A 26,914-nucleotide genomic window follows, 5' to 3' on the forward strand; every position below is an offset into this window, starting at 1 on the left:
CTACATCTTTTGAAGGTTGATGATTGCTTCATCCAGATCCATTGCTCCACGTTCGATCTCATCGAACAGATTCTCAAGATCTGTATCCCGTTCCTCTTCGAAAGTTTCCTTTTGAGGAGACTGGTGAGGCTTCTGCTTTTCTGTGGTGCTCATATAAGTAGTTAGTCTGGAGATACTTGGATATTCAAACAGATCGGTCAGTATGAGTTTTCCAGGGTAAGTTTTGTCCAATTTCAAGAAAATCTGTTTAATCATAATAGAGTCTGCACCGAGTTCGAAAAAGCTGTCATGTACATTCATCTCTTTAATGCCTAAATATTGTCCAACTATATTCGCAATAGTCCGGTCCATCTCCACGGATGATTCCAATTCAAGTTCATACTCTTCCGTTGGGATCTGAACAGTAGAAGCGGATTCCTTACTCATTGATATTTGCTTTGCTCTCTCCGGCATTCTCATCCATTTTTGTAACCTTTGTCCGATGTTGGCATCAAGATGAAAGTGGTAGTTATTCAAAATGTTTAAATAGGGTGAATTCCAGTTCATTTCCCCCACCAGCAGACGGTCGGTCTGTTTTTCCATTATTTCGAACAATCGATCCAATGCCCACTCTTTGGGCATCGCTTTGAATAAGGTGTCAAAATCAAACCCGGCTCTGGAAGCCATGCCTACCTCTTTCCAGGTAGTCCAATTCAGCGTTATCGTACGCATCCCTTTGCGGTTCCTCATTGGGGCATAGGCATCCTGATATGCATTCGCGGCGGCATAAGCAGCCTGTCCAGTAGAACCAAATAACGTAGCGACGGACGAGAACATGACTAGAAAATCCGGCTGATCTTCGGCTGTTAGCTGATCCAGTAGATGAGTCCCCTTCACTTTCGGAGCCAGCATTGCTGTAAACTCTTCCTCAGTCATCTGGTCAGCTTGTTGTGTACTCCCAACGCCTGCTGCATGGATGATGCCACGTATACAACCAAATCGACTTCTTAATTGTTCAATGGCTTGACTTAACTGATTTGCATCGGCAACATCAGCTCCAAGATACATCATCTGTCCGGCCCGTTTCTCCATATCAAGTAACCGAAGAAGCTTACTTTTTAGATCTGGTGAAGTATTTTTTGCATTTAGAATGATGTCCCAATTGTGACGTTTGGGCAGTGGCGTTCTTGCAATCAAAGCCAGATTCATACGTCCAAATGATAGCAAGCGTTCAGCGATCTCCATCCCCAGACCACCAAGTCCACCTGTAATAATGTATACGCCGTCTTCTTTCCAGTTCATCTCAGCATCAGGCATGGAACCCACATCAGCAGGTGCGAATTCAGCTTGATATGCTTGTCCATTTCTAATCGCCAAAGACTTCTTCTCCAACGGCCCCAAAATGTAACGCATATACTGAGAGGTATCCCAATCTTGGTCAACATCTATACAGAAGCATTCGAGATTCTGAATCTCACGCTGTACCGTATGTCCGAAAGCCAGCATCGCTGAATTCTCCGGATACAGAACTTTCTCGTCACCCGTCACTTCATTAGCAAAGCTTGTCACCAAAATCATCTCAACCTGCTCTGCAAAGACGTGTGAGCATGCCTTGGTAAGTCTCCATACAGACATAAGACCTTTGTCCAGCCTGTTCTCCTTAATTTCTGTATGGTCAAGTGATGCTATATGCACGATCCGATAGGGACCTCCAAAGGACACTTCCTGCAAAAGTTTGATATAATCACTCTCGTTATTTCGAATTACATATGTCTGTGCATCCTGTTGAAGGTAAGATGTTCCCAATATCACTTCGATAACTGCTACTCCAGCTTCACGAATTTGGTTCACCAACTGGGTTGCATGTAGCTGTGTATCATTTCGTATTATTAAAACACGTTCAACATTATGGATGATGGATGAGTTAGTCTTGCCGATCTCGCTCCAAGGCTTCCATGACAATGAATAATACATCGCTTCTTCCTCAGTCTGTACCGAATTATCGGGGTTAGTATCAATCCAGCACTTACTCTCCTCAAATGAATATGTGGGCAAGCTCAACTTGTTATAGGTCACATCTGGATAGATTCTTGACCAATTAATCTGAGCTCCGCCTTGGTAATGTGTGCACAACTCCTCTAGCACGTTTGCTCTATCGCATACTTCGATATGCCATTTCGAGATAAGTTCTTCCGTAGTGAATATCTGATTACTTTTTCTGAATGTATCTTGTTCATATCTACCGGTCTTGGGTTCTGCAAGAAAGTCGTTTAAATGCTGCAGCAATTGATCCAACGAATTGACCACCCACACCGCTCGGTGTGCATGATGCTGTCTTCCAGTAGCTGCTGTGCAGCATACATCCCTCACATCGGCCTTCGGGTTCTCATTGATCCACTTCACATATGATTGCACCTGACGGGAGAGATTTCCGGATGATACGCTGGAGATCAAAAAGGGATATTGGTCATCGCGCCCCAATTCCACTGATATGTTCGGAGCTTCTTCCAGTACGACATGACAATTGGTGCCGCTTAACCCAAATGAACTGACTCCACATCTTCGAGGAGTGGCCGCTTCCCACTCCCTTGAAATGACATTGACATAGACTGGTGATTTATCAAATTCGAATTTTGGGTTTGGCTTATTAAAATGAAGTGTAGAGGGAATACGTTTGGATCTGAGTGCCATAATCGCCTTCAGCAGACCCGCCAATCCTGCACTGTCGTACAAATGGCCCACATTGGACTTAACCGATCCTATCGCACAGAATTGTTTTTTGTCCGTAAATCTGCGAAAAGCCGATTGGATACCTTCCAGTTCAATCGGGTCCCCAATGAGCGTACCTGTTCCATGTGCTTCCAGATAGGAAAGACTCTCTGGATGAATTCCAGCATCACGCCAAGCATGCGTCAGTACTTTTTCATGAGCTACCGCATTGGGCGTTGTAATCCCTGCCGAATACCCATTCTGATTCACAGCTGTGCCTTTTATGACTGCATACACATGATCATGATCCCGCAATGCCTGTTCCACAGGTTTTAGTACAACACTTACTACACCCTCACCCATTCCTGATCCATCCGCATCTTCATCAAAGGTTCTTGTTGCTCCATCACTGGATTCAATACCGATTTTGTAATACTCTTTATCCAGTGGAATCATATTCAGCCTGATCCCTCCAGCGATAGCCATATCACAACTTCCTTCACGTAATGCACGTACTGCCATATCCAGAGCAACCAGCGAAGAGGAACATGCTGTGTCTACAACCATAGCCGGCCCCGTCAGATTAAGTAGATAAGCAATTCTTGCAGGAATGATGGACGAAAGATTACCTACGGTGGCGATTGGTAACATGTCCGGACTTAATTCCTCGACCATCTGTTTGTACTTGTAACCTTCTTGATCTCCGATTACACCCACGTACACCCCAGTTGAACTTCCAGCCAAACGGTCACCACCATAACCTGCATCCTCAACCGCACGCCATACCGTTTGCAAAAACAATCGTTGGACCGGACTCATCAGCTTGGCTTCCTGTGCACTCATACGGAAGAAGGAATAATCAAATTCATCGATTTCGTCCAGATAAGCTCCGTTCAAATAACGCACATGCTCCAATGAACCTTGCTTGTGAAGCAAGTATTGATCCAACTGGCCCTTTCGATGATTGGGCAATTCACGTATGCAATCAATTCCATAATCAAGCATCTTCCAAAATTCATCCAGCGACTCTCCGGTCGGCAACTTCGCACCGATACCTATAACAGCTATATCATGTCTATTATCCGTTGTTATATCCAGTTCAATAGTAGTGTCCTGGTCATCTTCTTCCCATTGCTCTCTGTCGAACAACTGATCAAGCATGGCCGTCCCCCTATGAAATTTCATTTCAATTCCGGTTGTACCAATAGTTGAAGTCCTCTCACATAATTGGCAATAAGACGCTTCACACGGCTCTGTTTTAATTTGCGTCCATTAAAACGACAATTGCACTGCAGAGTATCACCTTCGTCCGACACCAGGATAATCAGATCGTAATAGTCCAATACATCGTCCGATGCCTTGAACAGATGCTGTTCACCATATAAAGGATTAATTGCCCACTCCGTGCTGCTTGTTCTGATCTGGCCCATCTGCTCGACGGGAAACGCTCGATCTGAAGGCATGGTTATGATCTGTTGATGAACATTTTGAAAGAGCTCTTTCATTGTCTTGTATTGATCGAAATTCAATCGTACAGGTGTAATCATTCTCGCTGTACCATAGGATACGTGCATATCAATAGAGGGTTGTTCTGACAAAGTGTGTAACAAGTAAGCATACATAGCTGATGCCAATACATGAATACTGATCGCTTCAGATTGTGCAATCAGTCGCATATCCTGTACCAATGAAGCTGGGAGAGTGAATTGATACGACAAGGCTTCGTAACCTCGATCCGTATGGAAAAAGCTCCGATCCATCTGTACAGACTCCAGTTCCACTCTATCTTGTCTGATCAGATTCGCCCATGAGACAATAGAGGTATGTGAATACAAGCTGGAAATTGCCATTTTGTTTGGAAATGCATCATCGATTGCCTGATGAATCTGCGTTACTTTTAGCGAATCGAATCCAGCTTCAGCCAGGTTGTCCGTTACTCCGACATTCCTAAGTCCCGTTACGGACTCAACAATTTCAATCAGCTTTTGTTCGATATGATCACGAGCTGGTTGTACTTCTTTGATCTCCTGCATATGGCTTAACATGCTCTGAATAGATTGTTCGATTTCACTAAATTCTCCTGTTTCGTACCGCTCCTGAAGCCTGTAACGTTGAAATTTTCCACTCGTCGTTTTAGGAATTTGCTTAATGGGCAGCACGGACTTGAGTTCAATCCCCATCCGCTGCTGAATATGTGCTTTGGCTTCTCCAACTCTTGGAATAAAAGATGGCAAGTCCTTTTTATACAGTACAAACATTACAACGCTTTCCGATCCTGTAAGTGGATTGGAGACACCACATACAGCGACTTTCCCCAGATCAAACTGCTCCAGTTCCTCCGTTACACGTTCAATATCATGCGGATATACGTTTTGACCATTGATGAAGATAATGTCCTTGGTTCTGCCCGTAATGACTATTGCGCCATCATTCATAAATCCAATATCTCCAGTACGAATCCATCCATCGGCTGTACTTGCTTTTTCCGTAGCTGCCGCATTGTTGTAATACCCGCTTGTTACACTCAATCCTTTAATTTGAATACTGCCCAGCACCAATTCCTTGACCGGCTTATCATAATCATCACATATTCGTACATCACAATATTGAACCGGCTTGCCTACTTCCACAAAAGAAACAGCATGTTCTGAGCCCGGTTCAACTTCTATGAATGGTTTCCCGGTCTCCAAATATCTTCTGTCCAGTACATAACAAGTCAAATCACCGACGTTACCAAAGGAAACACCAACAGTTGCTTCGGCCAAGCCGTACGCCGTCAGCATTGTATTGGAGGCCAGCCCATAAGGACTCATCGCCTCCAAAAAATTGAAACAAAGTGCCGGAGATATCGGCTCAGCACCGTTCATAATAAAACGTACCGAAGACAAATCGGTTGATGAAAAGGTTAGTGGATTATATGAATCCAGAAAATATTTATAAGCAAAATTTGGAGCATATAGTTGGGTGACACGGTGTTCAGAAGTTTTGGTTAACCATAATGTAGGGTGACGGATGAATAAGGAAGTCGGCATAATAAACTGTTGCAGGCCTTGGAAGGTACTTGTAAGATGAAACGCAATCAGACCCATATCATGGGTCAGGGGTAACCAACTCAAAGAACGGTCATTAGAGGAGATTTGGGTTGCTATATTCATAGCTTGTATATTTATCATGACATTGCGGTGTGTAATTACTACTCCCTTGGTTTGTCCCGTAGAACCTGAAGAAAATTGGATAAAGGCTATGTCATCCGGCTGGATGCTAGCTTCAATTCCCTGAACAATAGGTTCTTCTCGTACGTTCGAGATGCCCTGTACTATAAAGATTCGGGCATGCATTTCGCGGACAACCTCTTCCAGTCCATTCTTCCGGGCAAACTTGTCCAAACTTTCCGTGAGATCCTGATCAGCAGCAATATACGGATGGTTCAACGTTTTCCACACATTGTAAAGCTTCATTCTTTGCTCCTGATTTCCGCCTACGGTTATCGGAACCGGTATGATTTTTCCAAGCGTGCAAGCCCAAAAGGTGACAATAAACTCTTCTTCCGAGTTCAGTTGGAAGATCAATTCATTACCCGGCTGCATGCCGAATGCTTGAAGTTCTCCTAATCGGATTTTGGCTGATTGCAGAAGGGATTGGTACGATACAACCTTTTCTTCTTTGCTGCCATTCAGAAAAGTAATACCTCTGTCTGTGACTGAACCAAGGGAGTTAAATAATTGAGCCAAGTTATCCATGCTCATAACTGGAACACACTCCTTGTCAACTAGATTACGTAAGGTTGCAGCTTTTCATTTATAATTCTCGTTGTTTCCTGAATATTTTCCTGGATATAGAAGTGTCCTCCATCCAATTTGACAATGTCACATTGTGAACCAGCGTACTTTTTCCATCCGATCAGATCGCTAGATTTCACTCGGGTATCGCTTCTGCCAGTTAACACGGTAATATCACTCTGAACCTTGAAAGGTTTAGGCTGAAAACGATAGAGTTCGACAATCCTGAAATCGGCTCTAAGTACAGGTGCAAATAACGAAAAGAGCTCTTTATTGGTAAAGACCTCATCCGACGTTCCACCCATGTTCTGAATCGTCTCTCTGAACTCTTCGTCTGGCAATGTGTGAATATTCTCATCCTTGAAAATATGTGGTGCACGATTGCCTGAAAGCATCATATGTTCAGGCAATTGTTTCGTTGACTGTGCAAGTCGGTAATATAGTTCGAGCGCCATCCAGCTTCCCATGCTATGTCCGAAAATAGCATAAGGCCCATGAATTAGCGAGGAAACCGTGGGGTAGATATCCTCAATCGCTTCTTCAAAGCTTTCATAGAACGGTTCTCCCACTCGAGCGCCTCTTCCTTTTAATTCGATCGGTATTACGTCAATAAAAGGGCTTAAAGATGATTTCCAGCGATGAAAAATCATGGCTGATCCACCTGCATGAGGCAAACAAAAAAGTTGAATTTTCTTCATTAGCCCTATCATTCCTCGTATTCTTATTTTTATCGTAATTTATCATTTTACGTAAAAAAATACAATATTTTCTGTGTTATTGAATACATTATGTAGATTGAATAGATAGGGACAAATCTCCCTTGTTACTTCTGAATTGATTGCGATGTTCGGTCGGACTTTTGCCTACTTTTTTCTTGTACATTGCACTAAATTGTGTACTAGAACTGTACCCTAGCTTCGTTGTAATTTCAGAGATTGGAAGATCCGTCTTGGTTACGTATTCCTGTGCCTTATCCACCCGAATCTGCTGTAGGTACTTCAGTGGCGAAACATTGAAAACCTTAGAAAACAGATTACACAGATACACTGGATTATAACCAACCATATCCGCCAGAAATTGCAGAGTAATTGGCTGTTCATAATTGTTTTGGATATACTTGCATATCATAACCAAGTTGCGTTTGACCGAGTCCTCCCGATCCGTTTCCGGTCGCATCAAATTAGCCAGATTCGTTTGATAGTAACTGGAGTATACTTCAAGAAAATCTCTTTCAGCTATTTCGATGTCTTCTCTACTCTCTACCGTTCGGTTCAACAGGCTTACAGCAAGATCATAGTGTTTACTACCATTCTCACTTAATATGTGACAGCTTGGCAGTCGCTCAAGCAAATCCGATCCAAAAATAATACCTCTCATTTTCAGAACAGGTTTATCGTAATTTTGCAGTCTTATTTTATTTGCCAGCAACACAGCCCCTGCCTTAACCTGCACCGTTTTGCTAAACACACTGATTTCCAATGCATCCATAACCTCAAATATGGCAATCTGTCTTCTGAGAGACAAGTCAAATAGATGTTTTTTTTCACGGACGACCATATCATAAGAAACAACAGAACGTAGTTGGAAATCCATTATCGTTAACCTCCTGATTGTTTTTCGGACGGTTTTGACAAGTACGGTGCTATACATTCATCCCTAATCTTGATCTAAGTTGTGTTGAATTTTTTAAGCTGATTACGAATGTAATCCAATAAATCTTTTTTTTCCTCAGGTGGTATCCACTCCGTTAGTCTGGCTGCAGCAATGGGAAGAACCCAGCGATGTATCTCGCGAATGTCCATGCCCGAGAGAGACAAGTAATACTCAATATACGCTTTACTCATCCTGCTTTTGATTATCTTCAGCAGAACTTTCATCATCAATGGAGCGCCTTTGGGCAAATTTCCGTATTTCAATAACACTAGCGTCCTTGCCACATCTGCTGCTGGACAGCCCGATGCGCCTGTCATCCAGTCTATGATCCAGGATTCTTTGCCTGTAATCACATTATTGGGATGGAAATCCCCATGACATAGAGATCTGCCTTCCGGCAAACTATGTACATAGTCCATAATCTGTTGCTTCTCAATGTCCGATAGATCACTTGCGTTTGATATATTCTTCTCTAATACAGTCTTATGCTTTTGTTGAATCCGTTCACCCGATTGCTGGTGTATTTGATGATGAAGTGCTGCCATCTGCCTTGCTCTGCGCTCAATGGACCATGGTTTAATAATCATCTCTTCCAAAAGTGTCCTTCCACTGGCCAACTCAAATATGATACCTTTACGATTATTGATCGTCACCATATCAATTGTTTGTGGGCATTTAACTCCAAGTTCCAAAACGATTCGAGTATTATCAAACTCATGCTGAATCGCTTCCGCAGAGAAATCTTCTCTGAAAAGTTTCAAAATTGAAGTTTCACCATGTCTGAATATTTCCGCTGTCTGTCCCTGCCCAATCCGTTTCAATCCTAATCAGCTCCGTATCTTTCCTAAATCAATTATGGTAAAACATCAAAGAACCTAATGATCAAGCCCTTTTTTCATAGCATAATGAATGATCCTGCCTAATGCAAAAAAAGGGCTCTTCCTTAGGTCCTGCAATGCAAAATCTAAACGTTTCGATTCGCGCTATCCTTAACTTTTTCCGCTTTATTTGAACGTCTCATTTCACGGCGGTGTGTTACAACCTCCTGTGTTGCGATTAAAATCTCATGCATTTGAGTCGTGCCTTCGATAATCTCATTGATTCGGGCATCCCGATAATATCTCTCTACGGGATAGTCTCGATGGCAACCATTGGCACCATGAATCTGCACCGCATCACTGGCAACTTTATTCACCATGGTTGAAGCAAAATATTTGGCAGTCCAAGTTTCCATAATGCTCTCTGGATCACCCACATCTCTTAAATATCCTGCTCTGTAACACAGCATCCGTGCCGCTTTCATATTCACTGACATTTCAGTGATCATTTTTTGTATCATTTGATTCTCGCGTATAGCTCTTCCGAATTGGATTCTGGAATTGGCATAATGTACTGATGCATCCAGACATGCCTTGGCTAAACCGACACAGCCACAAGCGATCGTGTATCTTCCATAATCCAGACAAGGTAAAGCTACATGTGATAACCCTGTACCAACTTGACCCAGGAGGTTTTCCTTCGGAATACGACAAGAATCCATTTTCAGTTCAGCAATCATTGATGCTCTCGCTCCAAGCAACCCGCTCATAGGTTCAACGCTGAACCCAATGGAATCTCTCTCCACGATAAACGCTGTCGGCTTGTTCTCACATTGGGCAAGAATCAAAAATACGTCTGCAAGCTGCCCCATAGTAATCCATTTTTTATGACCGTTAAGTATGTATTCGTCTCCGTCTAATACGGCCGTTGTTTCAATGCTTTTGGCATCGCTTCCAACACTCGGTTCTGTCAATCCGAATGAACCCAAAGTTGTTCCCGTAGCTAATGCTGGCAACCAGTATTGTCTTTGTTGCTCCGTTCCCCAACGCAAGATCGCTAAACCCACCATCCCCTGAACGGTTAACAAACTTCTAACAGAGGAGCAACCACGTCCAACCTCTTCGTTAAGAATCCCGATAGTGATATTGTCCAGTTCCATCCCGCCATATTCTTTTGGCAACATGGAGCCCAGATAACCAGCCTCAGTTATTTTCGCAAGGAGTTCCGGATGAATTCGTTCTTCGCTGTCGTTTAAACTAGCGTATGGAATAATCTCGCTGTCTACAAAATCCTTGAATTGTTCCTGCCACATCAATTGCTCCGCATTCAGTTCAACTTTCATCACATATCACTCCTGATTTTGAGGTTATAAGTCCAATAAACGGAACTCGATGCTGTGATTGTCTGATATGAGCTTGTTTCGTCATTTTCCCTTTATGACTCATTGGGAATCTCATAATTGATGCACTTACGCAAACTGTCTTTCAGATGTTGCAATGTTGTGAAGTTCTCCAATTCAAGATACTCATCGTCCATCTCAATATTGAATTCGTTCTCCAAGGCAATGATCAGTTTGATAAATGAAATGGAGTTTAATCCAAGAACTCTTAAATCCTCATCCAACGCACTTACATCCAGCTTTTGTTCAGAAAACATTTCCACGACCTGATAGAAGTGAATATCAAACTGATCATAAGCCACAGGATATTCTTGCAAAAAAGATTCCTCCTCCATATGAGACATGTAATCTTTGAAAATCCATTTTTGTGACACCATTTCTGTGATCAGAATCTGGTCGAACGTTTGCCTAAGAGTATAGGAATCGGAATAAAAAAAGTCCTACATTTTGTAAATATTCCATATATTCTCTGACTTCGATACTATCATAATCTTCCTGAGTCAAGCAATCACTATTGCCATGTATTCACAAATATTTAATAGGTTTCCACCTTCGAGATGATATCCCTATCTTGCGACAAGGATTCATTCTCTCAAAGGTGCTTTGACATAAACACATCGACCTCATCTTCACTGTCCAATATAAATCCAAACCGTTCATACAATCGCCGAGCAGGGCTTCCTTGCAAAACATTTAAAATAATCCGTTTCCCCTGAACTTCATCCTGTTCCAGCAGCATGTTCAGTACCTGAGTTCCTATTCTCTGGCCTTGATAATCGGGATGTATATAGAAATGTTCCAATAGATATGCCTCAGACTTGGGCTTCAACGCTACACAACCTACCATTGAACCCTCCACTTCAATAATCCGCGTATGGGCAGGGTCGAATGTATTCCGGAAACGTTCACGCACCTTCACATCATCGTACCTTCCCAGTCTGGTTAGATCATCGTATAATACCAAGGCTCGCAAATCAGCGAGTTGTTCTTGGTCTGCCTGTACAGCTTGACGCATTGTTATTGGGTTCATTGGTTGAATTCCTTTCCATTAGAGACACGTTAATTTCCGAATGTCTTATCGCACTATAGAACACTAAAAATCATACCTTTGGCAGCGCACTTGAGCAACATCGGATTTTAGAACGCAATATTTTTTTCAAACTATTTAACTCCGCAAAAAATAAAAAAGCCCAAAAAGGGCGGTGCAGTCTTGCTTATAGAAATAAGCGAACCCGCAGCCATCCCTTCTGGGATGTAGATTACTATAGAAAACTATGAAACATGTGAAGCTTGTGCTGCAAGTTGTAATGCTTCCAGACCCAATGCTAGCGCACCACACAAGCCTGCATGCTGGCCCAATCCGGGCTGCACAATGTATTGGTCGATATGTTGCGTGATTGGGGCAGCATTTACATAACCATTGAGATTCCGCACTACCTGCTCCCGGATCATAGGAAACAGATGATCTTGCTGCATCACACCACCACCCAAGATGATCTTCTGCGGTGAATGAAGCAAGATGGCCGTAGTAATCGACTCCGCAATGTAAAAGGATTCGATCTCCCACGCCGGATGATCTGCCGGCAGTTCACTGCCAGGGATCTGCCAGCGTGCTTCAATGGCTGGTCCTGCAGCCATTCCCTCCAGGCAATCGCCATGATACGGGCATAATCCGGCAAAGTGATCGTCTGGATGGCGTCTTGTGCGAATATGCCCACCCTCGGGATGTAACAATCCGTGTACTCGTTGGCCCCCTGCCACAAGTCCGACACCAACGCCTGTGCCAATCGTGTAATATACACAGTTATCCAGCCCTTGCGCTGCTCCCCACGTCACTTCACCGAGCGCGGCAGCATTCACATCCGTATCCCATCCAAAAGGAACCGGAAATTCATGCTTCAAGGTTCCAATCACATTACAGTTTCCCCACCCAGGCTTAGGTGTGGTCGTAATATAACCATAGGTGGGACTATCCGGTTGCAGATCAATCGGACCAAAGGAGCCGATCCCTATGGCTTCCACGTCTTTATCCCTGAAATAGTCGATCACCTTGGCAAGAGTGGTCTCCGGATGTTCTGTTGGAAAGCTAATCCGATCTTCAATCTGTCCATGCTCATTCCCTACACCACATACAAACTTCGTTCCGCCCGCTTCTATAGCTCCAATACGCATCGTTCTGGGCTCCTTTCCTTCATTACAATTAACCTGTAGCCTTGGTTGGTGATATCTCATAGATATGAAGTGAAGAGAAGACCAGATCAGTATTTTCGGAATGAGCAGAGATGCCCTTGGAATCCCCATCCGGATAGATCAGATCCGTAATAACGGCCTGACCATCATTTGCAAATACCTCCACAGATGAATGATCTACAAAGATACGCAAACTTTGATTCCCATTTACATCTTTTAACTCAGCTGTATGGCGGCTCAGGAAATGTTCATGAAAATCGCCGATACCCGATCCACTACGATCGATATATACTTCCCCTCGGTTGGCGTCTACGCCAACGAGCGTTTCGTTGTCAGCTCCGCTTCTTAAGGCAAAATGGAACGACTGATCCTGAGCCCACTCTGCATGGATCTCATAGTTCACTAGTTGCAAAGCGTTCAACTGCTCACTCACTTGCTGAATCGAAGCATCCTGTAGGGACAATACTGGCGTACGTGCTTGCTCAAGTTCACGTGCAGGACGTTGAATCAGTATGACTTCTCCGGATCTTGTCTCCAGTGACAGCTCCCGGGCAATGGTCATTGCTCCACGATAATCATTGGTTGGCGTCTGATTGGCATACATCCAGTTGCTCATCCACCCCATAAACAGGCGTCTTCCGTCTTCAGCCGGAATGTCAGACCAACTAACTCCCGCATAGTTATCCCGGCCATGATCAATCCAGCGAATCGTATGGGATGCCTCATCTGGAACAAATGTACTTCCATCAAAATCTCCGGTAAAATATTGCGTTCTGGACCCTTCTATGAATGCAGGATCTGCACCGATGCTAACGAGCATCACCCATTTCACCTGCCCTGAATCTCCATCCACTGCAAGTGGGAACAGGTCCGGGCATTCCCACACGCCATCGTGTGAACCTATCCCTTCGCCAAATTCACTTCCTAGCGTCCAATCCTTCAGATTGGGAGATCGGTACAGACATACCGTTTGACCACAAGCGATAATCATAATCCATTCCTTGGTCTGCTCATGCCAGAACACTTTGGGATCACGGAAATCAACAAAGGACTCATGCGTTAATACCGGATTCCCCTCATATTTGGTCCAGGTTCTGCCGTTGTCTTTGCTATACGCCAGACTCTGACGCTGTACAGGATGATCATTTGGTACTTCCAGATGATGTGTAAAAATGGCTACCAACCCCGGCTCATCTTCGAAAAATCCAGAAGTATTGTTCCAGTCCACCACCGCACTGCCGGAGAAGATCATGCCATGTTGATCCGGTGCCAGAGCTACAGGAAGTTCCTCCCAAGTGACGAGATCTCGGGTTACCGCGTGACCCCAATGCATCGGCCCCCATGTGGTACCAAACGGATGATACTGATAGAACAAGTGATACTCCCCATTGAAAAACACCATGCCGTTCGGGTCGTTCATCCACTTCTCTTTCGGTGAAAAATGGTATTCATTTCTGTAATCTTGTTTAAGAATTGTCGACATTATGGTTTCTCCTCCGTACTTTTCTTTATTTGTTATTACGGTCATATCCCGCTTGTTTAATCTGTAGCCATTCTTGCAATCCAAGGCGATCCAGCTCTTTCAAGTAAGCATCCCATTCCTGATCTATTTTCCCGTTTTGATACCATTCTGTACGCAGACGCAGTACGTAGGCGAAGAGATCGGTCTCAATCGTGGACAATCGATCCAGTTCATCAATGGAGAAAAACACACTTGGATATACGTTCTCCGCTTTCATATGCGGAACCATAACCTTGTCGAGAAGTTCCATCCGCCAAGCCGCATCTTCCGGTTTGGTTGTGTATTTGTCATAATAACTGTCGAGAATGGCCAATGGTCCTGCGATACTGGTTTTTTGTCTGAGTTCCACAGGTGCAGATCCTTCCAATGGAAGATGCTTCAGCATGCCTTTGGCTTCATCGAATTCAAAAATATTTTGCTGACTCTCGTCTCCATAGGTACCCCAGTTGTTCTGTACGGATTGGAGCGGATCGTACAATTGGTCTACCCACTTGGCTGTGGATTCCAGGTTTTTATTGCTGCTGGTAATAACCATGCGACCACGATCAAGCCCAATCCCGTTTGTTCTTGTGACATTGACCTCTCCGTTAGGCCCGGCAACCGGAGGCAGAACATCATACGTATCATTCATGCCTGTTATGTTAGCCTTATCCCATGTGAAGTACATGCCGTACTTATTATCCTTGCCTTTCGCCAGGTACGTGTTCCAATCCTGCTGATACGCTTCCACATCCACGAGTCCTTCCTGAACCAGTTCATGAATGTATTTAACCGCTTCCTTGTAGCCTTCCTCAGCTGCCGTGAAGACCACTTTCCCATCATTGGTTACCACGGTATGATCCCAGTTCTCTCCGAGTCCAAATGCCGCAAAGAGAAATGTCAGATCTTCTCCGCCCGGTTTATTAATGAAAGACAACGGAATTTCGTCGGCCTTGCCGTTACCGTTTGGATCTTGGGTTTTGAACGCGATCAATACTTCTTTCAGTTCTTCGGTTGTCGTTGGCATCTTCAGTCCAAGCTTGTTCAGCCATTCCACATTAATCCAGGGCAAGTTATCCACTGCCTGAATCCGTTGTTTGCCACTTCCGAGTTCTTCAATCCATGGGAATGAATAGATATGTCCGTCTGGAGCCGTGATCATGCTCTTGTATTCGGGAGCTTCCTCCAGCACCTTTTTCAGATTGGGCATGTGTTGTTCAATCATGTCCTCAAGTGGAATGATCGCCCCGTCCTTCGCCAGTTTCAGGAGATCATAGTCCCCGTAACCTGCATCAAAAATGGCATCCGGCAAATCACCGCTGGCAACCGCTAGGTTTCTTTTTTCTGCAAAGACATCACTCGTATAGTTCTTCCAGTTGATATGCACATTGGTTTTCTCTTCGAGTCGCTTGTTAATCAACTTGTCGTTTGGATCAGCGGGAGCCAGTGGAGAGCTCTGTGTTATAAAATTCAATGTCACCTTGCCATCAGGGGATTGCGCCTCACTAGCCGCGCCGCCTCCACCCCCGCCACAGGCGGTTAGAAAGAGCATTGCAGATAACATGGAAATGGACGCCGTTGTAACGGCTTTTCTGGACTTGTTCACTTTTTTCATAATAATGACCTCCATGAGTTGGATTGGATCAACTTACTGTATCGCAGGCTGTTCACTATTTGAGGGAACCGACCATGACACCTTTTTCGAAATACTTCTGGAAGAACGGATACATGATGATGAGTGGCAGACTCGAAATGACAATTGCTGAGTATTTAATCATCTCGGAGAGCCGTTTCAGTTCTGCCATCGCGAGTTGATCACTGATCATGCCAGGTGCAGCCTGATTCTGAATCAAAATGGAACGTAGAACGAGCTGTAACGGATGCAGGTTCGGATTATCGAGATAGATCATTGCATCAAAATAGGAATTCCATTGCCCAACGAACGCATAGAGCGCAAGTACAAAAATGATCGGTTTCGACAACGGAATGACGATCTGGAAGAAAATCTTCATCTCAGAAGCGCCATCCACGTTTGCAGCTTCTTTCAGTTCTCGAGGGACTCCTTTGAAAAAGGTTCTGGAGAGAATGATGTTCCAGACGTTAACGGCTCCAGGGATGATGATCGCCCACACCGTATCCAGCATGCCGAGATTACGTATGAGTAGATACGTAGGGATTAATCCCCCGCCGAAGAACATGGTAATGATAAAGATAATCATGAAAAATCCACGTCCCGCGAGCCTATCATCCGACAATGCATAACCTGCAAATATGGATACGGTCACGGTGATCAGTGCAAAGGAAACCGAGTACAATACCGCATTTGCAAACCCCCGAATCATGGCTGGATTGGACAAAATCATCTGATATCCGTCCAGGCTCCAGTCCGATACATTAAAGGACAGTCCACGATTCAGTAACACCGTGGGGTCCATGAATGAGGCGATAACAATATAAATCAGGGGAACAACCACAACCAGTACAGCACAGGTGAGAAAAATGGCATTGAGTGTGAGGATCAATCGATCCATTCCCGTGTGTTTAACAACCATGGATAATACTCCTTTCCTAATAGAGGCCTTCGCCTTCATTCAATTTCTTCACGATCAGATTCACCGTTACTAGCAGAATCACATTGATAACCGAGTTGAACAATCCAACTGCCGCAGAATAAGCGTAATCTCCAGACTGTAGTCCCACCTTGTAGACATACGTGGCAATAATCTCGGAGGAAGGCAGGTTCATGGACGTCTGCATCAGATAGGCCTTCTCAAATCCAATGGACATAATCCCGCCAGCTGCAAGGATAAAGACGATGGCCATAATCGGACGAATCGTTGGAAGGTCAATGTGGCGAATACGCTGAAGGAGATTAGCTCCATCCAGATTAGCCGCATTGTGAAGCTCCGGATCAACATTGGCCAAAGCCGCGACGTATATGATGGAAGCCCAGCCGGCTCCGGTCCAGATATCGGACAAAATGTAGATCCAGCGGAAATATTCCGGTTCAGACATGAACATGATCGGCTGACCTGTAATCCATGTGGCTAATTGATTAATTGGCCCTGTCGGTGAGAGGAAGATGAACAGCATACCCACAACCACAACAACCGAGATGAAATTGGGTGCGTACAGAAACAATTGAATATTTTTCTTGATGCCAGCTTTGCGTACCTGATTCAGCATGAGTGCCAGTAAAATGGGCACCGGGAAACTGAATATCAATCCCAAAAAGCTGAGTTTAAGCGTATTCATTAATATGATATCGAAATTGGGTGAAGCTATAAATTTCTCGAAATGCTTCAGTCCTACCCAATCACTTCCCATGATGCCTTTGATCGGACTGAAATCCTTAAACGCAATGATGGCTCCGTACATCGGAATGTACTTGAAGATAAGAGTCAAAATTAAGGCCGGTGCAAGCAACATATATAAAAAGTAATTTTTTTTGAGCTGCTGTAACCTATGACCGCTTGTCGTCCTCACTTTCAGTACCCTTCCTCCGCCCTTTTTGCTGTCGGCTATGTTATCCAACACGATACCCCCGTTCATTCTAGAAGTTGACAATTGTTTTCAGTAAGGGCTTTCAATATTTACAATTGCCTATTTGATAATTTACAATTTATCAGGTTTCAACAGATTTAGTCAATACGTTTTGTAAAAAAATATTTGTGCATTTGATCATTTTATCTTTGCATTAATGTAACTAAAGAGGATTAAATTTGCATATATACAGCACTGAATCGTTAATACCCGCATAGATATTTCTATATCATTACTGTAATAGATTATCATTGTTACACTAATTAACAAAACTTCTGGAACAATTATGAAAATAGAATTCGACTATCTAAATGTAAATGCAATTGTGCATTTGTAAAACAGAGATTGCTATTTGTCCCGTTCTATTATACATTTGACTTAGAGAAGAATATGGATAACTATTGATGATTAGAGGTGAAGCATTAGATGGCAAAGGAAAAAGTCACGATACAAGACATTGCTGATGCTTTGGGGATTTCCAGGAATACGGCTTCCAAAGCATTAAATGATAGCGGAAACATCCCGGATGAGACCCGAAATCGTGTAATTAAAAAAGCAATTGAACTTAAATATAAACAGTTTGCCTATATGGAAAATGAGCATGTTCTAACCAAGGCTCCGGGCAATATCGCCCTGTTAACTGAAAACCTGCCTAATACATCTCACTTTGGTTCGTTGTTAATCAGCGGTTTGGAGAAAAGAATCAGTGCGGAGGGATATAATCTCTCGATTCACATCGTGCGTGAAGACGATCAAGATGCACTTACACTTCCCAACAATTTTGATATAGCCAAAGTAGACGGCATCATTTGCATTGAATTATTTGATCTGGAATATACACAGCTGATTACCGATCTGGGCATTCCCACCATCTTTATCGATTGCGCTTCCAACATATGTTATCCCGAATTCCAAGCAGATCTGCTACTCATGGAGAATGAACATAGCATCTATCAGTTAACCACAAAATTAATTGAGAGCGGCTACACAAGTATTGGATTCGTCGGAGATTACAATCACTGCAAGAGCTTTAATGAACGATGGGTTGGATATCAGCGTGCTATGCTGGAGGCGGGGTTGCAGGTCGACCTGTCCCATTGCATCGTAGATAATGATCGCCTGTGTTTCTCCAAGCCAGGATGGTTGAACCAGCGAGTGGCAGAGCTGGCCTCCCTACCTTCCGCTTACGTATGCGCTAATGACTTTATAGCAGTTGATCTGATCAGGGCGTTAAAAGACAGAAATGTCGCTGTGCCACAGGATATTGCGATATGCGGATTCGATAATGCACCCCAATCTCGAATTATTGAGCCAGCATTAACAACGGTTCATATTTATAGCAATGAGATGGGCATTAAGACTGCGGAGATGCTGTTATCCCGGATTAATAGCCCGACACAGCCGTATCAGGTCTCCCACATTGTGACCAAACCCATCATCAGGGAGTCCACACCAGCAATCATGGACGATCATTCTCAGATGGTTCATAGTTCTGCAAAATAAAAAAAACGTATGTCTCACGAGTAACAACTCGTGAAACATACGTTTTTTTGTGGTTTCGATTTGGCTGGATGAAAACTCTATCCTATCCATCGTGGCCTAGATAAAAAATCATCTCGCGATTAGATCTCTTTCAAAATGCCTTTCACAAGTCCGATAAAGGTTGTTTTCACTTGCGCAGCCACTTCAATAACTTCATCATGACTTAACGGCTGATCCAGAATACCACATGCCATGTTGGTCAAACAGGAAATGCCTAGTACCTTCATACCGCCATGAATGGCAACAATGGCTTCAGGTACCGTGGACATACCCACTGCATCCGCACCCATCGTACGAATCATGCGAATCTCCGCTGGTGTCTCATATGCCGGGCCACTCCACCATGCATAGACACCTTGCTGCAGGCCAACATTCTGCTCTTCTGCAACCTTAAGGGCAATACTGCGCAGTTCGCGGTTGTATACCTGTGATACGTCTGGAAAACGAACACCCAGTTCAGCATTATTCGGTCCCATCAACGGGTTATTGCCTACCAGGTTAATATGATCTGTAATGAGCATTAGTTGACCCGGTTCAAAGCTTGTGTTGATGGCTCCGCATGCATTGGTGATAAGCAATTGCTCGACACCCAGCGCCTTCATGATACGAACGGGGAAAGTCACTTCGTCCAATGTAAAACCTTCATAATAATGAAGGCGGCCTTTCATCGCTACAACCGTTTTGCCCATCAGTTCACCAATAACCAATTCATTGGCATGACCGATAGCCTCCGATTGGGCGAAATACGGAATATCTGTATACGGGATAACGGTCGCATTTTCAATCTCGTCCGCGAGCGCTCCCAGTCCAGAACCCAGAATCATGCCTACGGCAGGTTTGGTATGGATTCGGTTTAATATGTAATCTCTTGCTTCCTGAATATGTGCGGATTGATGCATAATGATATCCTCCTGATGATCTGAATTGAGTTAACGAAAACTGAGTTAATGAGTTGCTACTCATCAAGTGTAATGAACAATGGTCATGATGTAAATGGAAGCTGTTCTATATACAATAAAAAAAACGACCCTATGCTCCAGAATCGTTTAAAAACATGGACATACCCTATTCCAATGTATATTTGTTTCTACTTTTCATGTAATCGATTGTCATGATCAGTAACAGCATGAATGTTGCAAACATCAGCGGTTTGGCAAAAGTACCTTCTTCAAAGATATAATACGCAGCGACCAAGTTTCCTGCAAATATTAACAGATAATTGCGGGTGCGATCCATCTTCTCAACTCATTTCGGAAAAGAATATTGTTCGAGATTGCCTTTCTTTTACCCTATCATAAACTTCCATAAAAAACCATATACTTATCATCCACACAAATCAACGCCTCAATCATGCACGAGATGGTCGTACTGTACAATCTATATTGAGTACAGCAAAAAATCGGCCACATCGTGACCGATTCTCTCCACTTATCTGATGTTCAGGACATAGGGTTAATGATACGCCAAAATGATTCCTTTGGCTGCAACTGCTGATCAAAAACAAAGGGCCAATTTTTGCGCCCACGAACCGGGAAATGGTCGAGCCAGGTATAATTGTCCGCTACTCCCCAGAACGTCACAGAGGTAATGGATGATTTATACTCACGGAACAAATTGAAGATTTCCTCATATCGACGCTCCTGTAGCTCAGCCATCTCTGAAGTTGGCGCGGTGAGGTCCGTTCGACGATCCTCATAACGAAACACGGACATATCCAGCTCCGTAACATGCAACTGCACATCCAGTGAAGCATAACGCTCAATAGCCATTCGGATCTCCTCAATCGAAGGACCATGAATATTCCAATGCCCCTGCAAACCAATCCCGTGTACAGGCGCCCCCTTGTCCAGCAAAGACCGAACCAGATTGTAGATCTTCTCCCGTTTGACCGGATCCGTCTCATTGTAGTCATTATAGAAAAGAAGGGCATTTGGATCAGCTTCATGAGCCATACTGAACGCTTGCAGCAAATAATCTTCCCCCACCAGCTCTAACCACTTCGTGTCCCGCATGAACAGGTCGGTCTTATCTTCAACAGCTTCATTGACGACATCCCACGCATATATTTGCCCCTTATACCGACCTACTACCGTATCAATATGTTGCTTCAAGCGAGATAATAGCAGCTCTCTGGAAGCGGGAGCACCTGAGGTATCCTCGAAGACCCATTTCGATGTTTGATTATGCCAGACCAAGGTATGTCCGCGAACCCCAATCCCTTGGGCAACAGCAAAATCAACAATTTTATCCGCCGCCTCAAATGTATAACGATCCTCTTCCGGGTGAATTTCTTCAAATTTCATCTGGTTTTCAGCCGTGATACTATTGAAGTGTTTGGCGATGAAATCCGCTTCGGACTGCAACATTCTGGTATGTACAGCAGCACCTATTTTGAACGTATTAGCGTACGCAGCATGTAGTGATGGAATTTCGGTTGGCATTTACAATTCCTCCCTGCCCATTTTTACTCATCATATCGTTTGTTGAATACGCTTACAATGAACAAATTATACTTCTTCCCCCTCATATTTAACTATTTATGATCCTCGGCCCTGTTTGCACAACAAAAACACCTCCATGTTTGTTCCACTGCTCATCTAAACAGAACATTTCTCGGAAGGTGTTTTGTGATCGGGCTGTTCAGTTAAATTCAACTCATGTACAAAGAGGGTATGAAGCGTTACAGCTTGTCTACCTGTAACAAAGTCACCTGTTTCACAGTGCATGCCGGGTTAATTTGCTCCTCGGACAGAATGTTCAGCTTAATCAGGCTTTTCAGCTTATGGCTGTCTACCTTGGATAACAATCGCCAGATGTCCGGGTCTGGAAGAGAAGCATACAGTTTCTGATCATCGTATTCCTTCCGGTTCTGAAGCACTGTTTTCACGTTGTAACCACCAACCTGCGTCTGATACACCCCTTGTTCCGCACAATACGCAACAATCTCATCTCGTAGTACATACAACTGCTGCTCAATATCTTTTTGCTGCTGCTTCAGGTCAAAGTAGATTTGCACTTTCTGCTCCATATCGATCACGCTCCTCTACTATCATAGGTATGCGAGGATCGCTAGTTTAGGACTGGCTGTTTATTTTATTTGGAAAAAGTGGTCTTTCTATTACTTAATCGTATACTGTCGTCATTGTCCCCGTATTACGATTACAGCAGATTTTCATTCAAATATGGATTATGGACAGCCATGCTGTGAACCCGTTCCATTACATTTGGCCCCATGGGTACATTCCCAACGCGCTTTAACAGAATCCAGCGAAGACAAGCTACAGCTTCAAAAACCTGCTCCTCTTCCAGCGTGTACGTATAACTTGCAGAGCGTGCAAATTGAGCGTGATACATCTCGCCATAACTTTCCCCATTATAGATTGTGATCAGAAAAACAGACCATGCCATATCGTACCTTGGATCACCATACTGCCCATTAGTCCAATCGATGATGGTGTAATGGTCGTCCATCTCAAGAATGTTTCCCAGATTATAATCGCCATGAATCAAGCGGTCCTGTCTGATCTGGACCTGCTGGATCAAGTTTGCCAGAAGATCATTTATATCGTCATGTAACTCAATTTGAGGAAAAAAGTATTGAACAAAATCGTACCTGAATATGTATTCTTCATCTTCTCCAGTACCCACTTCATTCACCGGATAACGATGGACCTCCTTTAATCGCTCAGCCAAATGTGCCAGTTTGGTTTGTGTTAATTGGGTAATCCGCTCTCCATCATAACTCGTTAACAGCACTTGATTCTCTTGCTCGTCTAATCCCCAACCGTAGGGTTTGGAAACACAAATTCCACTTTGATAAAGCTTGGACAATAGTCGATATTGTTTGGCGATATCCGGTTTAGAATCCTTGTCCCAAACTTTCAATACGTACCGCTGATCTTCCATTTCGATTCTCATCACAGTTGCTTCCAGTCCGGGTGGCAAGGGAATGATCTGATACTCCTGTTCCATCACCTGCTGAATACGTTCATCCAGTTCTACCCAATTCACCTGGCTAAGTTGAATCGTCATCGTTCTCCTCCTTCTTTCATGATATGACCGCCTCTCCGATTATTCAGGTATAATCAGGCCTTTGCCAATGACATTGGCGGATACTGGCTGTTTGTCCAATTCTCTGGCCCATACCGACAGCTGTCCCATATGGTGAATCTCATGGGCGATCACATGTCGCATAACTTCTCCCCATGAATATGTACTGGCCTTGCCAGCTGAGCGATGATCAATAAAAGCTCTTTTTTCCATACTCGAATCCCATGCTGTAACCAATGCCTCCACATCAGGACGTAACTTGCGATCGAGTCGCCTTACTGCCTCAAGATTCTGGTAGTTTGCAAAATCTTCTGCATCATCCGGTTTGCCCTGAAGCAACTGAAGCCAGCTCCACTCTACATCAATGATATGAAATAACGTTTGTAATATGTTGCCTACTCCGCCCGTGCGAGGCCAAAGCAATTCTTCAAGCGGCACATCTTCACACCATACATACCATTGCTCACGCACCATCCAGTTATAACGAAAGAATGTTTCCATTGGTATATTCCCCTTTATCGACTATGTTTTTTAGAGAGATTTGATCAATTCTGTATTGGCAAAGGTATCATCCGAATGTTCAAGATCACCATAAATACTACTAATTTGATTAAATTCGGATTTGATCCAGAAGCGTAATGCAGGCCAATTTTTGAGTGACACGTTGATTCGAATTTCCTTGTAACCAAGTTCGGAACAATGCAGAGTTAGCGCCTGAATTAATTCTTGTCCATATCCCTGCTTCTGGATCTCGCTCTGGATATATAGAAATTCCAGATAGATCGAATCCTCGGAGGGATACCCATGGTATACACTTAACAAACCAATATAGCGGTCATCCTCATTCGTGCGAATGGATTGAATTCGATAATTCTCCAGCCTGCCTCCCGGCGGAAGGTGGCCTTCTTCAAAACATTCTTTCACATAATTCCGATCATGCTCTTGTCCATCCCATTGATGCAAGTACCGACTGGTCTCATATATGGACTCAAGTTCAGGAATATCGGATTCTTTCACATTCGAGACAATAAGTCGGTCTGACTTCCATTCTACTGGAAGTTGTTTCATCGTAATCACTCCACCTTTATATCTATATAAATTAAACTATTGAATATTTACACTTACCACTCCGATGACAGAACAACCTTCCGATCGCTGTTATCCCCAGATTTTTTTGATTCATTTTATAATGAAAAACTCCGGGGATAAAGACGGACACTTCGCTTCTTCAGGTCCTTTGTGTCCTCTCCGTTTCGTGTAAATATTCAGTTCAATTTATTTAGTTAATTTCTTTTTTATATATAAGATCACATGAATTCCTGCATAAATAAACAGGACATTGAACAAATATAGAAGTACATTTAAATAGATGCCAGATATAAACCAGATTGTTCCCTCAGAATTAGCATAATGATAATCCGTAAAGAATCGGAGCGGGAAACCATACTCTGTTCGGAGCGGTCCATCTTCAGTATGTAAAGTTCCAGGTATACATAGGATGGCTAATACAGCAAGCCAGGCTGATAGATTCATTATTCTTTTGTTAATCGTCAATACATCTCCCCCTTATTCAACACTAACGGTATCTTCACCAAAATATGTCCCTTCCAACTTTTGATCCATAAAGTCTCTTAAGTCCTTTTGATCAAGTATATATTTCGAATCTCTATTAAATCTGCTTTTTGTGGATACAATAATCTGTTTCCGATTGTATTGAATTGTAATTTCAGCGTTATGCTTTAATCTTAGGACAATTCCCGCACTAATGCTTCCTGTGACATCATCTACTGGTATTTTGGCTGATTTCGGGGCTGCATTCAGCCAGCCGACTATACGGCTAATGTCTTCTTTACTTAACGTAACATTGTCAATGCTAACGTGTGCTCCACCGTCGCCTGTCCTGGTGTACACAACTATGTTCATCTCTGTGCTTATCACTTGATTTCTTGAAATCGGCTTATTTGGATCAGGGTTACTCGTGATTAGAAAATACAGAAACATGATTGCCGCACCTATGAAAAACCAGAATCGCCTACGTTTTCCTAGCATTACAGCGCATTCTCCGTATCCACCACGTTGGCAAACAGTCTCAGTACCGTATTGTGATGTGCAATAATCTGCTCTGCTTGAAGCGTCTTTGAATTCCATGTGCTGTGCGCATCTTGAACCAGATTGACCGTGTAACCCAGACTGTACGCTCTGCGGCAAGTCGTGTCTACACATACCTCAGTCTGCATACCCGCGAGAATCAACTCCGTCACGCCATCTTCTTGCAATTTCAGATGCAGATCGGTTTTGTGAAACGAATCCGGTGTCTCTTTTTCGATAACGAAGTCACCAGCTATAGGTGCAATGGACGGATGGATGTCCCCCCCCGGTGTTCCTCGTTCCAGTGGACTGCCTGCCCCTTCGCAGTGTTGGATATATATGATGGAATGCCCTGCTTCACGGGCCCTGGCAATTAACACCTGGATCTTCTGAAGCAATCGTTCCCCCTGATATACGGGATCTGCTTCATCAAACATCGCTACCTGTACGTCAATGATTAGAAGTGCACAATGCGTTGTCATTTTGCTTTCCTCCTGACAAATCAATTTAATTCAACTCTTTCTTCTTCGTACCTTTAACAAAACTTCCAACCCCATATCAATCAGTACAAATAGGATAGCGGCAAGAACGCCAAATAAGGTCAGAACTAATGTCTCTTTGAAATCCAAGATTGCTTCTCCTGCGCCCATGACCATATAATAAATATACATGCCTAAAACTCCAGCACATGCATAGCCTAATATCCTCGTACTTAGATACAACACTTGATTAGGGAATTGTATTCGGCTGAGCAGATAGTCTAGCAATATCGATAAAGGTAGCCCGATCAACAGGATTAAGGGAGTCGCGTATACCAGATAAATAAGAATGTAAAAATCAAAACTGTACGATTCATTCATCGATATGAGACTTGCAGCCAAAGTAAAACAAATGATGGTTAGAAGCGTTGTCATTAGCTTTCTTCCCATGTTCATCTCATCACTCCAAGTAAGTTATCTCTATTCATTGGATGTGCTCATACATCAGATTTTGCCGGTTGCCATCCGATTTCTTGAGACCAACTATGTGCTCTCTGTAATATCCTCCACACCGTTGGCCCTTTTCCTTCAACATATTTGGGACGCTCATCTTTATACAGTGACATGAGTCTGTGCTTTTCTTCTGCATATCTCAAACAATCTTCTGGGTGCTCCCTTAAATAGTCTCTGAACAGCAAGGTCATCTGCTCGGAGAAACTGCCTGCCTGTCTAACGTGTATATGTATCCTTCTGTTTCCGGGTTCTTCACGAAAGTAACGTTTAGTCTTATCTGGATTTTCTGCTCTGAATACAAATCCGACTGTTTCGATCTCATGTTTGTAGTCCAACAGATTCTCATACTGGGAAACAGATATTTGTATATCTATGATGGGTTTGGCATCTATTCCAACAATTGAAGTGGACCCAACATGGTCAATCCGCACGGCCTTTTTTCCTAACGCTTCTCTTAATTTCGAACCGGTTTCGAGAAACAAATCACGCCATGCCGGGTCATACTTTGCGATTCTCCATTGATCCTCCATACAACTCCTCCTTGGTTATCCAATCAAGCTTTATAATTAAATAACACGTTCTTTTACCCTTTTGTTACATGTAGATTATTTAGTGATGCCATATAGATAACAGGAGCTTTTTCCAAGTTAAATCTCTATTGGCATTTATT

25 protein-coding genes are annotated in these 26,914 nt (G+C 43.4%); 1 reads left to right on the top strand and 24 read right to left on the bottom strand.

Annotation, left to right across the window (positions count from 1 at the left end):
* The 13 genes from MHI12_RS22740 to MHI12_RS22800 form a co-directional block, all read right to left on the bottom strand.
* Complete coding sequence (locus MHI12_RS22740) at nucleotides 1–3,849, bottom strand: SDR family NAD(P)-dependent oxidoreductase (protein WP_405170419.1); 3,849 nt, start codon at nucleotides 3,847–3,849, stop codon at nucleotides 1–3.
* 20 nt (nucleotides 3,850–3,869) lie between these two features.
* Entirely contained in the window at nucleotides 3,870–6,434 is a 2,565-nt protein-coding gene (locus MHI12_RS22745) for an AMP-binding protein (RefSeq protein ID WP_405170420.1), read from the bottom strand.
* Between the two features lie 23 nt (nucleotides 6,435–6,457).
* Nucleotides 6,458–7,165: a thioesterase II family protein gene (locus MHI12_RS22750; RefSeq protein ID WP_211082604.1), complete on the bottom strand. Its 708-nt coding sequence runs from the start codon at nucleotides 7,163–7,165 to the stop codon at nucleotides 6,458–6,460.
* An 88-nt stretch (nucleotides 7,166–7,253) separates the two neighbouring features.
* Nucleotides 7,254–8,060: an AraC family transcriptional regulator gene (locus MHI12_RS22755; protein WP_192133308.1), complete on the bottom strand. Its 807-nt coding sequence runs from the start codon at nucleotides 8,058–8,060 to the stop codon at nucleotides 7,254–7,256.
* A gap of 74 nt (nucleotides 8,061–8,134) precedes the next feature.
* Complete coding sequence (locus tag MHI12_RS22760; RefSeq protein ID WP_047843976.1) at nucleotides 8,135–8,941, bottom strand: phosphotransferase family protein; 807 nt, start codon at nucleotides 8,939–8,941, stop codon at nucleotides 8,135–8,137.
* 143 nt (nucleotides 8,942–9,084) lie between these two features.
* On the bottom strand, nucleotides 9,085–10,281 hold the full coding sequence (locus MHI12_RS22765) for an acyl-CoA dehydrogenase family protein (protein ID WP_047843977.1): 1,197 nt from the start codon (nucleotides 10,279–10,281) through the stop codon (nucleotides 9,085–9,087).
* A 92-nt stretch (nucleotides 10,282–10,373) separates the two neighbouring features.
* The gene (locus MHI12_RS22770; RefSeq protein WP_076252870.1) at nucleotides 10,374–10,655 is read right to left on the bottom strand and encodes an acyl carrier protein; all 282 of its coding nucleotides are present in this window, start codon (nucleotides 10,653–10,655) and stop codon (nucleotides 10,374–10,376) included.
* Nucleotides 10,656–10,930: 275 nt separating this feature from the next.
* Nucleotides 10,931–11,368 (bottom strand): GNAT family N-acetyltransferase, encoded by a 438-nt coding sequence (locus MHI12_RS22775; RefSeq protein ID WP_405170421.1) that lies wholly within the window; start codon nucleotides 11,366–11,368, stop codon nucleotides 10,931–10,933.
* Nucleotides 11,369–11,610: 242 nt separating this feature from the next.
* Nucleotides 11,611–12,510 carry an ROK family protein gene (locus tag MHI12_RS22780; protein WP_341008496.1) on the bottom strand — a complete coding sequence of 300 codons (900 nt, stop codon included), beginning with the start codon at nucleotides 12,508–12,510 and terminating at the stop codon, nucleotides 11,611–11,613.
* Nucleotides 12,511–12,538: 28 nt separating this feature from the next.
* The gene (locus MHI12_RS22785) at nucleotides 12,539–14,011 is read right to left on the bottom strand and encodes a glycoside hydrolase family 32 protein (RefSeq protein WP_405170422.1); all 1,473 of its coding nucleotides are present in this window, start codon (nucleotides 14,009–14,011) and stop codon (nucleotides 12,539–12,541) included.
* Between the two features lie 25 nt (nucleotides 14,012–14,036).
* A complete protein-coding gene (locus MHI12_RS22790) occupies nucleotides 14,037–15,644 on the bottom strand; it encodes an ABC transporter substrate-binding protein (protein WP_405170423.1) in 1,608 nt (535 codons plus the stop codon).
* Between the two features lie 55 nt (nucleotides 15,645–15,699).
* Nucleotides 15,700–16,581 carry a carbohydrate ABC transporter permease gene (locus MHI12_RS22795; protein WP_036617174.1) on the bottom strand — a complete coding sequence of 294 codons (882 nt, stop codon included), beginning with the start codon at nucleotides 16,579–16,581 and terminating at the stop codon, nucleotides 15,700–15,702.
* Nucleotides 16,582–16,597: 16 nt separating this feature from the next.
* Entirely contained in the window at nucleotides 16,598–17,458 is an 861-nt protein-coding gene (locus tag MHI12_RS22800) for a sugar ABC transporter permease (protein WP_223200008.1), read from the bottom strand.
* A 540-nt stretch (nucleotides 17,459–17,998) separates the two neighbouring features.
* On the opposite strand from MHI12_RS22800, the gene MHI12_RS22805 reads away from it, so the two are divergent.
* The gene (locus tag MHI12_RS22805; protein ID WP_405170424.1) at nucleotides 17,999–19,075 is read left to right on the top strand and encodes a LacI family DNA-binding transcriptional regulator; all 1,077 of its coding nucleotides are present in this window, start codon (nucleotides 17,999–18,001) and stop codon (nucleotides 19,073–19,075) included.
* A gap of 119 nt (nucleotides 19,076–19,194) precedes the next feature.
* Here MHI12_RS22805 and MHI12_RS22810 read toward each other — a convergent pair whose 3' ends face one another.
* From MHI12_RS22810 to MHI12_RS22860, 11 genes are all read right to left on the bottom strand, one after another.
* Nucleotides 19,195–20,013 carry a purine-nucleoside phosphorylase gene (locus MHI12_RS22810; RefSeq protein ID WP_036617166.1) on the bottom strand — a complete coding sequence of 273 codons (819 nt, stop codon included), beginning with the start codon at nucleotides 20,011–20,013 and terminating at the stop codon, nucleotides 19,195–19,197.
* A gap of 166 nt (nucleotides 20,014–20,179) precedes the next feature.
* The gene (locus MHI12_RS22815; protein ID WP_017686928.1) at nucleotides 20,180–20,350 is read right to left on the bottom strand and encodes a hypothetical protein; all 171 of its coding nucleotides are present in this window, start codon (nucleotides 20,348–20,350) and stop codon (nucleotides 20,180–20,182) included.
* Between the two features lie 203 nt (nucleotides 20,351–20,553).
* Nucleotides 20,554–21,555, bottom strand: a complete 1,002-nt coding sequence (locus MHI12_RS22820) for an endo-1,4-beta-xylanase (RefSeq protein WP_405170425.1) — start codon at nucleotides 21,553–21,555, stop codon at nucleotides 20,554–20,556.
* A gap of 239 nt (nucleotides 21,556–21,794) precedes the next feature.
* Entirely contained in the window at nucleotides 21,795–22,142 is a 348-nt protein-coding gene (locus tag MHI12_RS22825) for a hypothetical protein (RefSeq protein ID WP_405170426.1), read from the bottom strand.
* A gap of 131 nt (nucleotides 22,143–22,273) precedes the next feature.
* Nucleotides 22,274–23,146: an aminoglycoside phosphotransferase family protein gene (locus MHI12_RS22830; RefSeq protein WP_405170427.1), complete on the bottom strand. Its 873-nt coding sequence runs from the start codon at nucleotides 23,144–23,146 to the stop codon at nucleotides 22,274–22,276.
* Between the two features lie 39 nt (nucleotides 23,147–23,185).
* Nucleotides 23,186–23,665 (bottom strand): DinB family protein, encoded by a 480-nt coding sequence (locus MHI12_RS22835; protein WP_405170428.1) that lies wholly within the window; start codon nucleotides 23,663–23,665, stop codon nucleotides 23,186–23,188.
* 30 nt (nucleotides 23,666–23,695) lie between these two features.
* Nucleotides 23,696–24,232 (bottom strand): GNAT family N-acetyltransferase, encoded by a 537-nt coding sequence (locus MHI12_RS22840; RefSeq protein ID WP_405170429.1) that lies wholly within the window; start codon nucleotides 24,230–24,232, stop codon nucleotides 23,696–23,698.
* Nucleotides 24,233–24,730: 498 nt separating this feature from the next.
* The gene (locus MHI12_RS22845; RefSeq protein ID WP_405170430.1) at nucleotides 24,731–25,165 is read right to left on the bottom strand and encodes a hypothetical protein; all 435 of its coding nucleotides are present in this window, start codon (nucleotides 25,163–25,165) and stop codon (nucleotides 24,731–24,733) included.
* Between the two features lie 47 nt (nucleotides 25,166–25,212).
* Entirely contained in the window at nucleotides 25,213–25,734 is a 522-nt protein-coding gene (locus tag MHI12_RS22850) for a cysteine hydrolase family protein (RefSeq protein ID WP_405170431.1), read from the bottom strand.
* 30 nt (nucleotides 25,735–25,764) lie between these two features.
* Nucleotides 25,765–26,166: a hypothetical protein gene (locus MHI12_RS22855; RefSeq protein WP_405170432.1), complete on the bottom strand. Its 402-nt coding sequence runs from the start codon at nucleotides 26,164–26,166 to the stop codon at nucleotides 25,765–25,767.
* A 62-nt stretch (nucleotides 26,167–26,228) separates the two neighbouring features.
* A complete protein-coding gene (locus MHI12_RS22860) occupies nucleotides 26,229–26,774 on the bottom strand; it encodes a GrpB family protein (protein ID WP_341008507.1) in 546 nt (181 codons plus the stop codon).
* Nucleotides 26,775–26,914: the final 140 nt, after the last annotated feature.

Origin of the sequence: Paenibacillus sp. FSL H8-0280 (assembly GCF_045040665.1) — a bacterium.
Classification (GTDB): Bacteria; Bacillota; Bacilli; order Paenibacillales; family Paenibacillaceae; genus Paenibacillus; species Paenibacillus xylanexedens_A.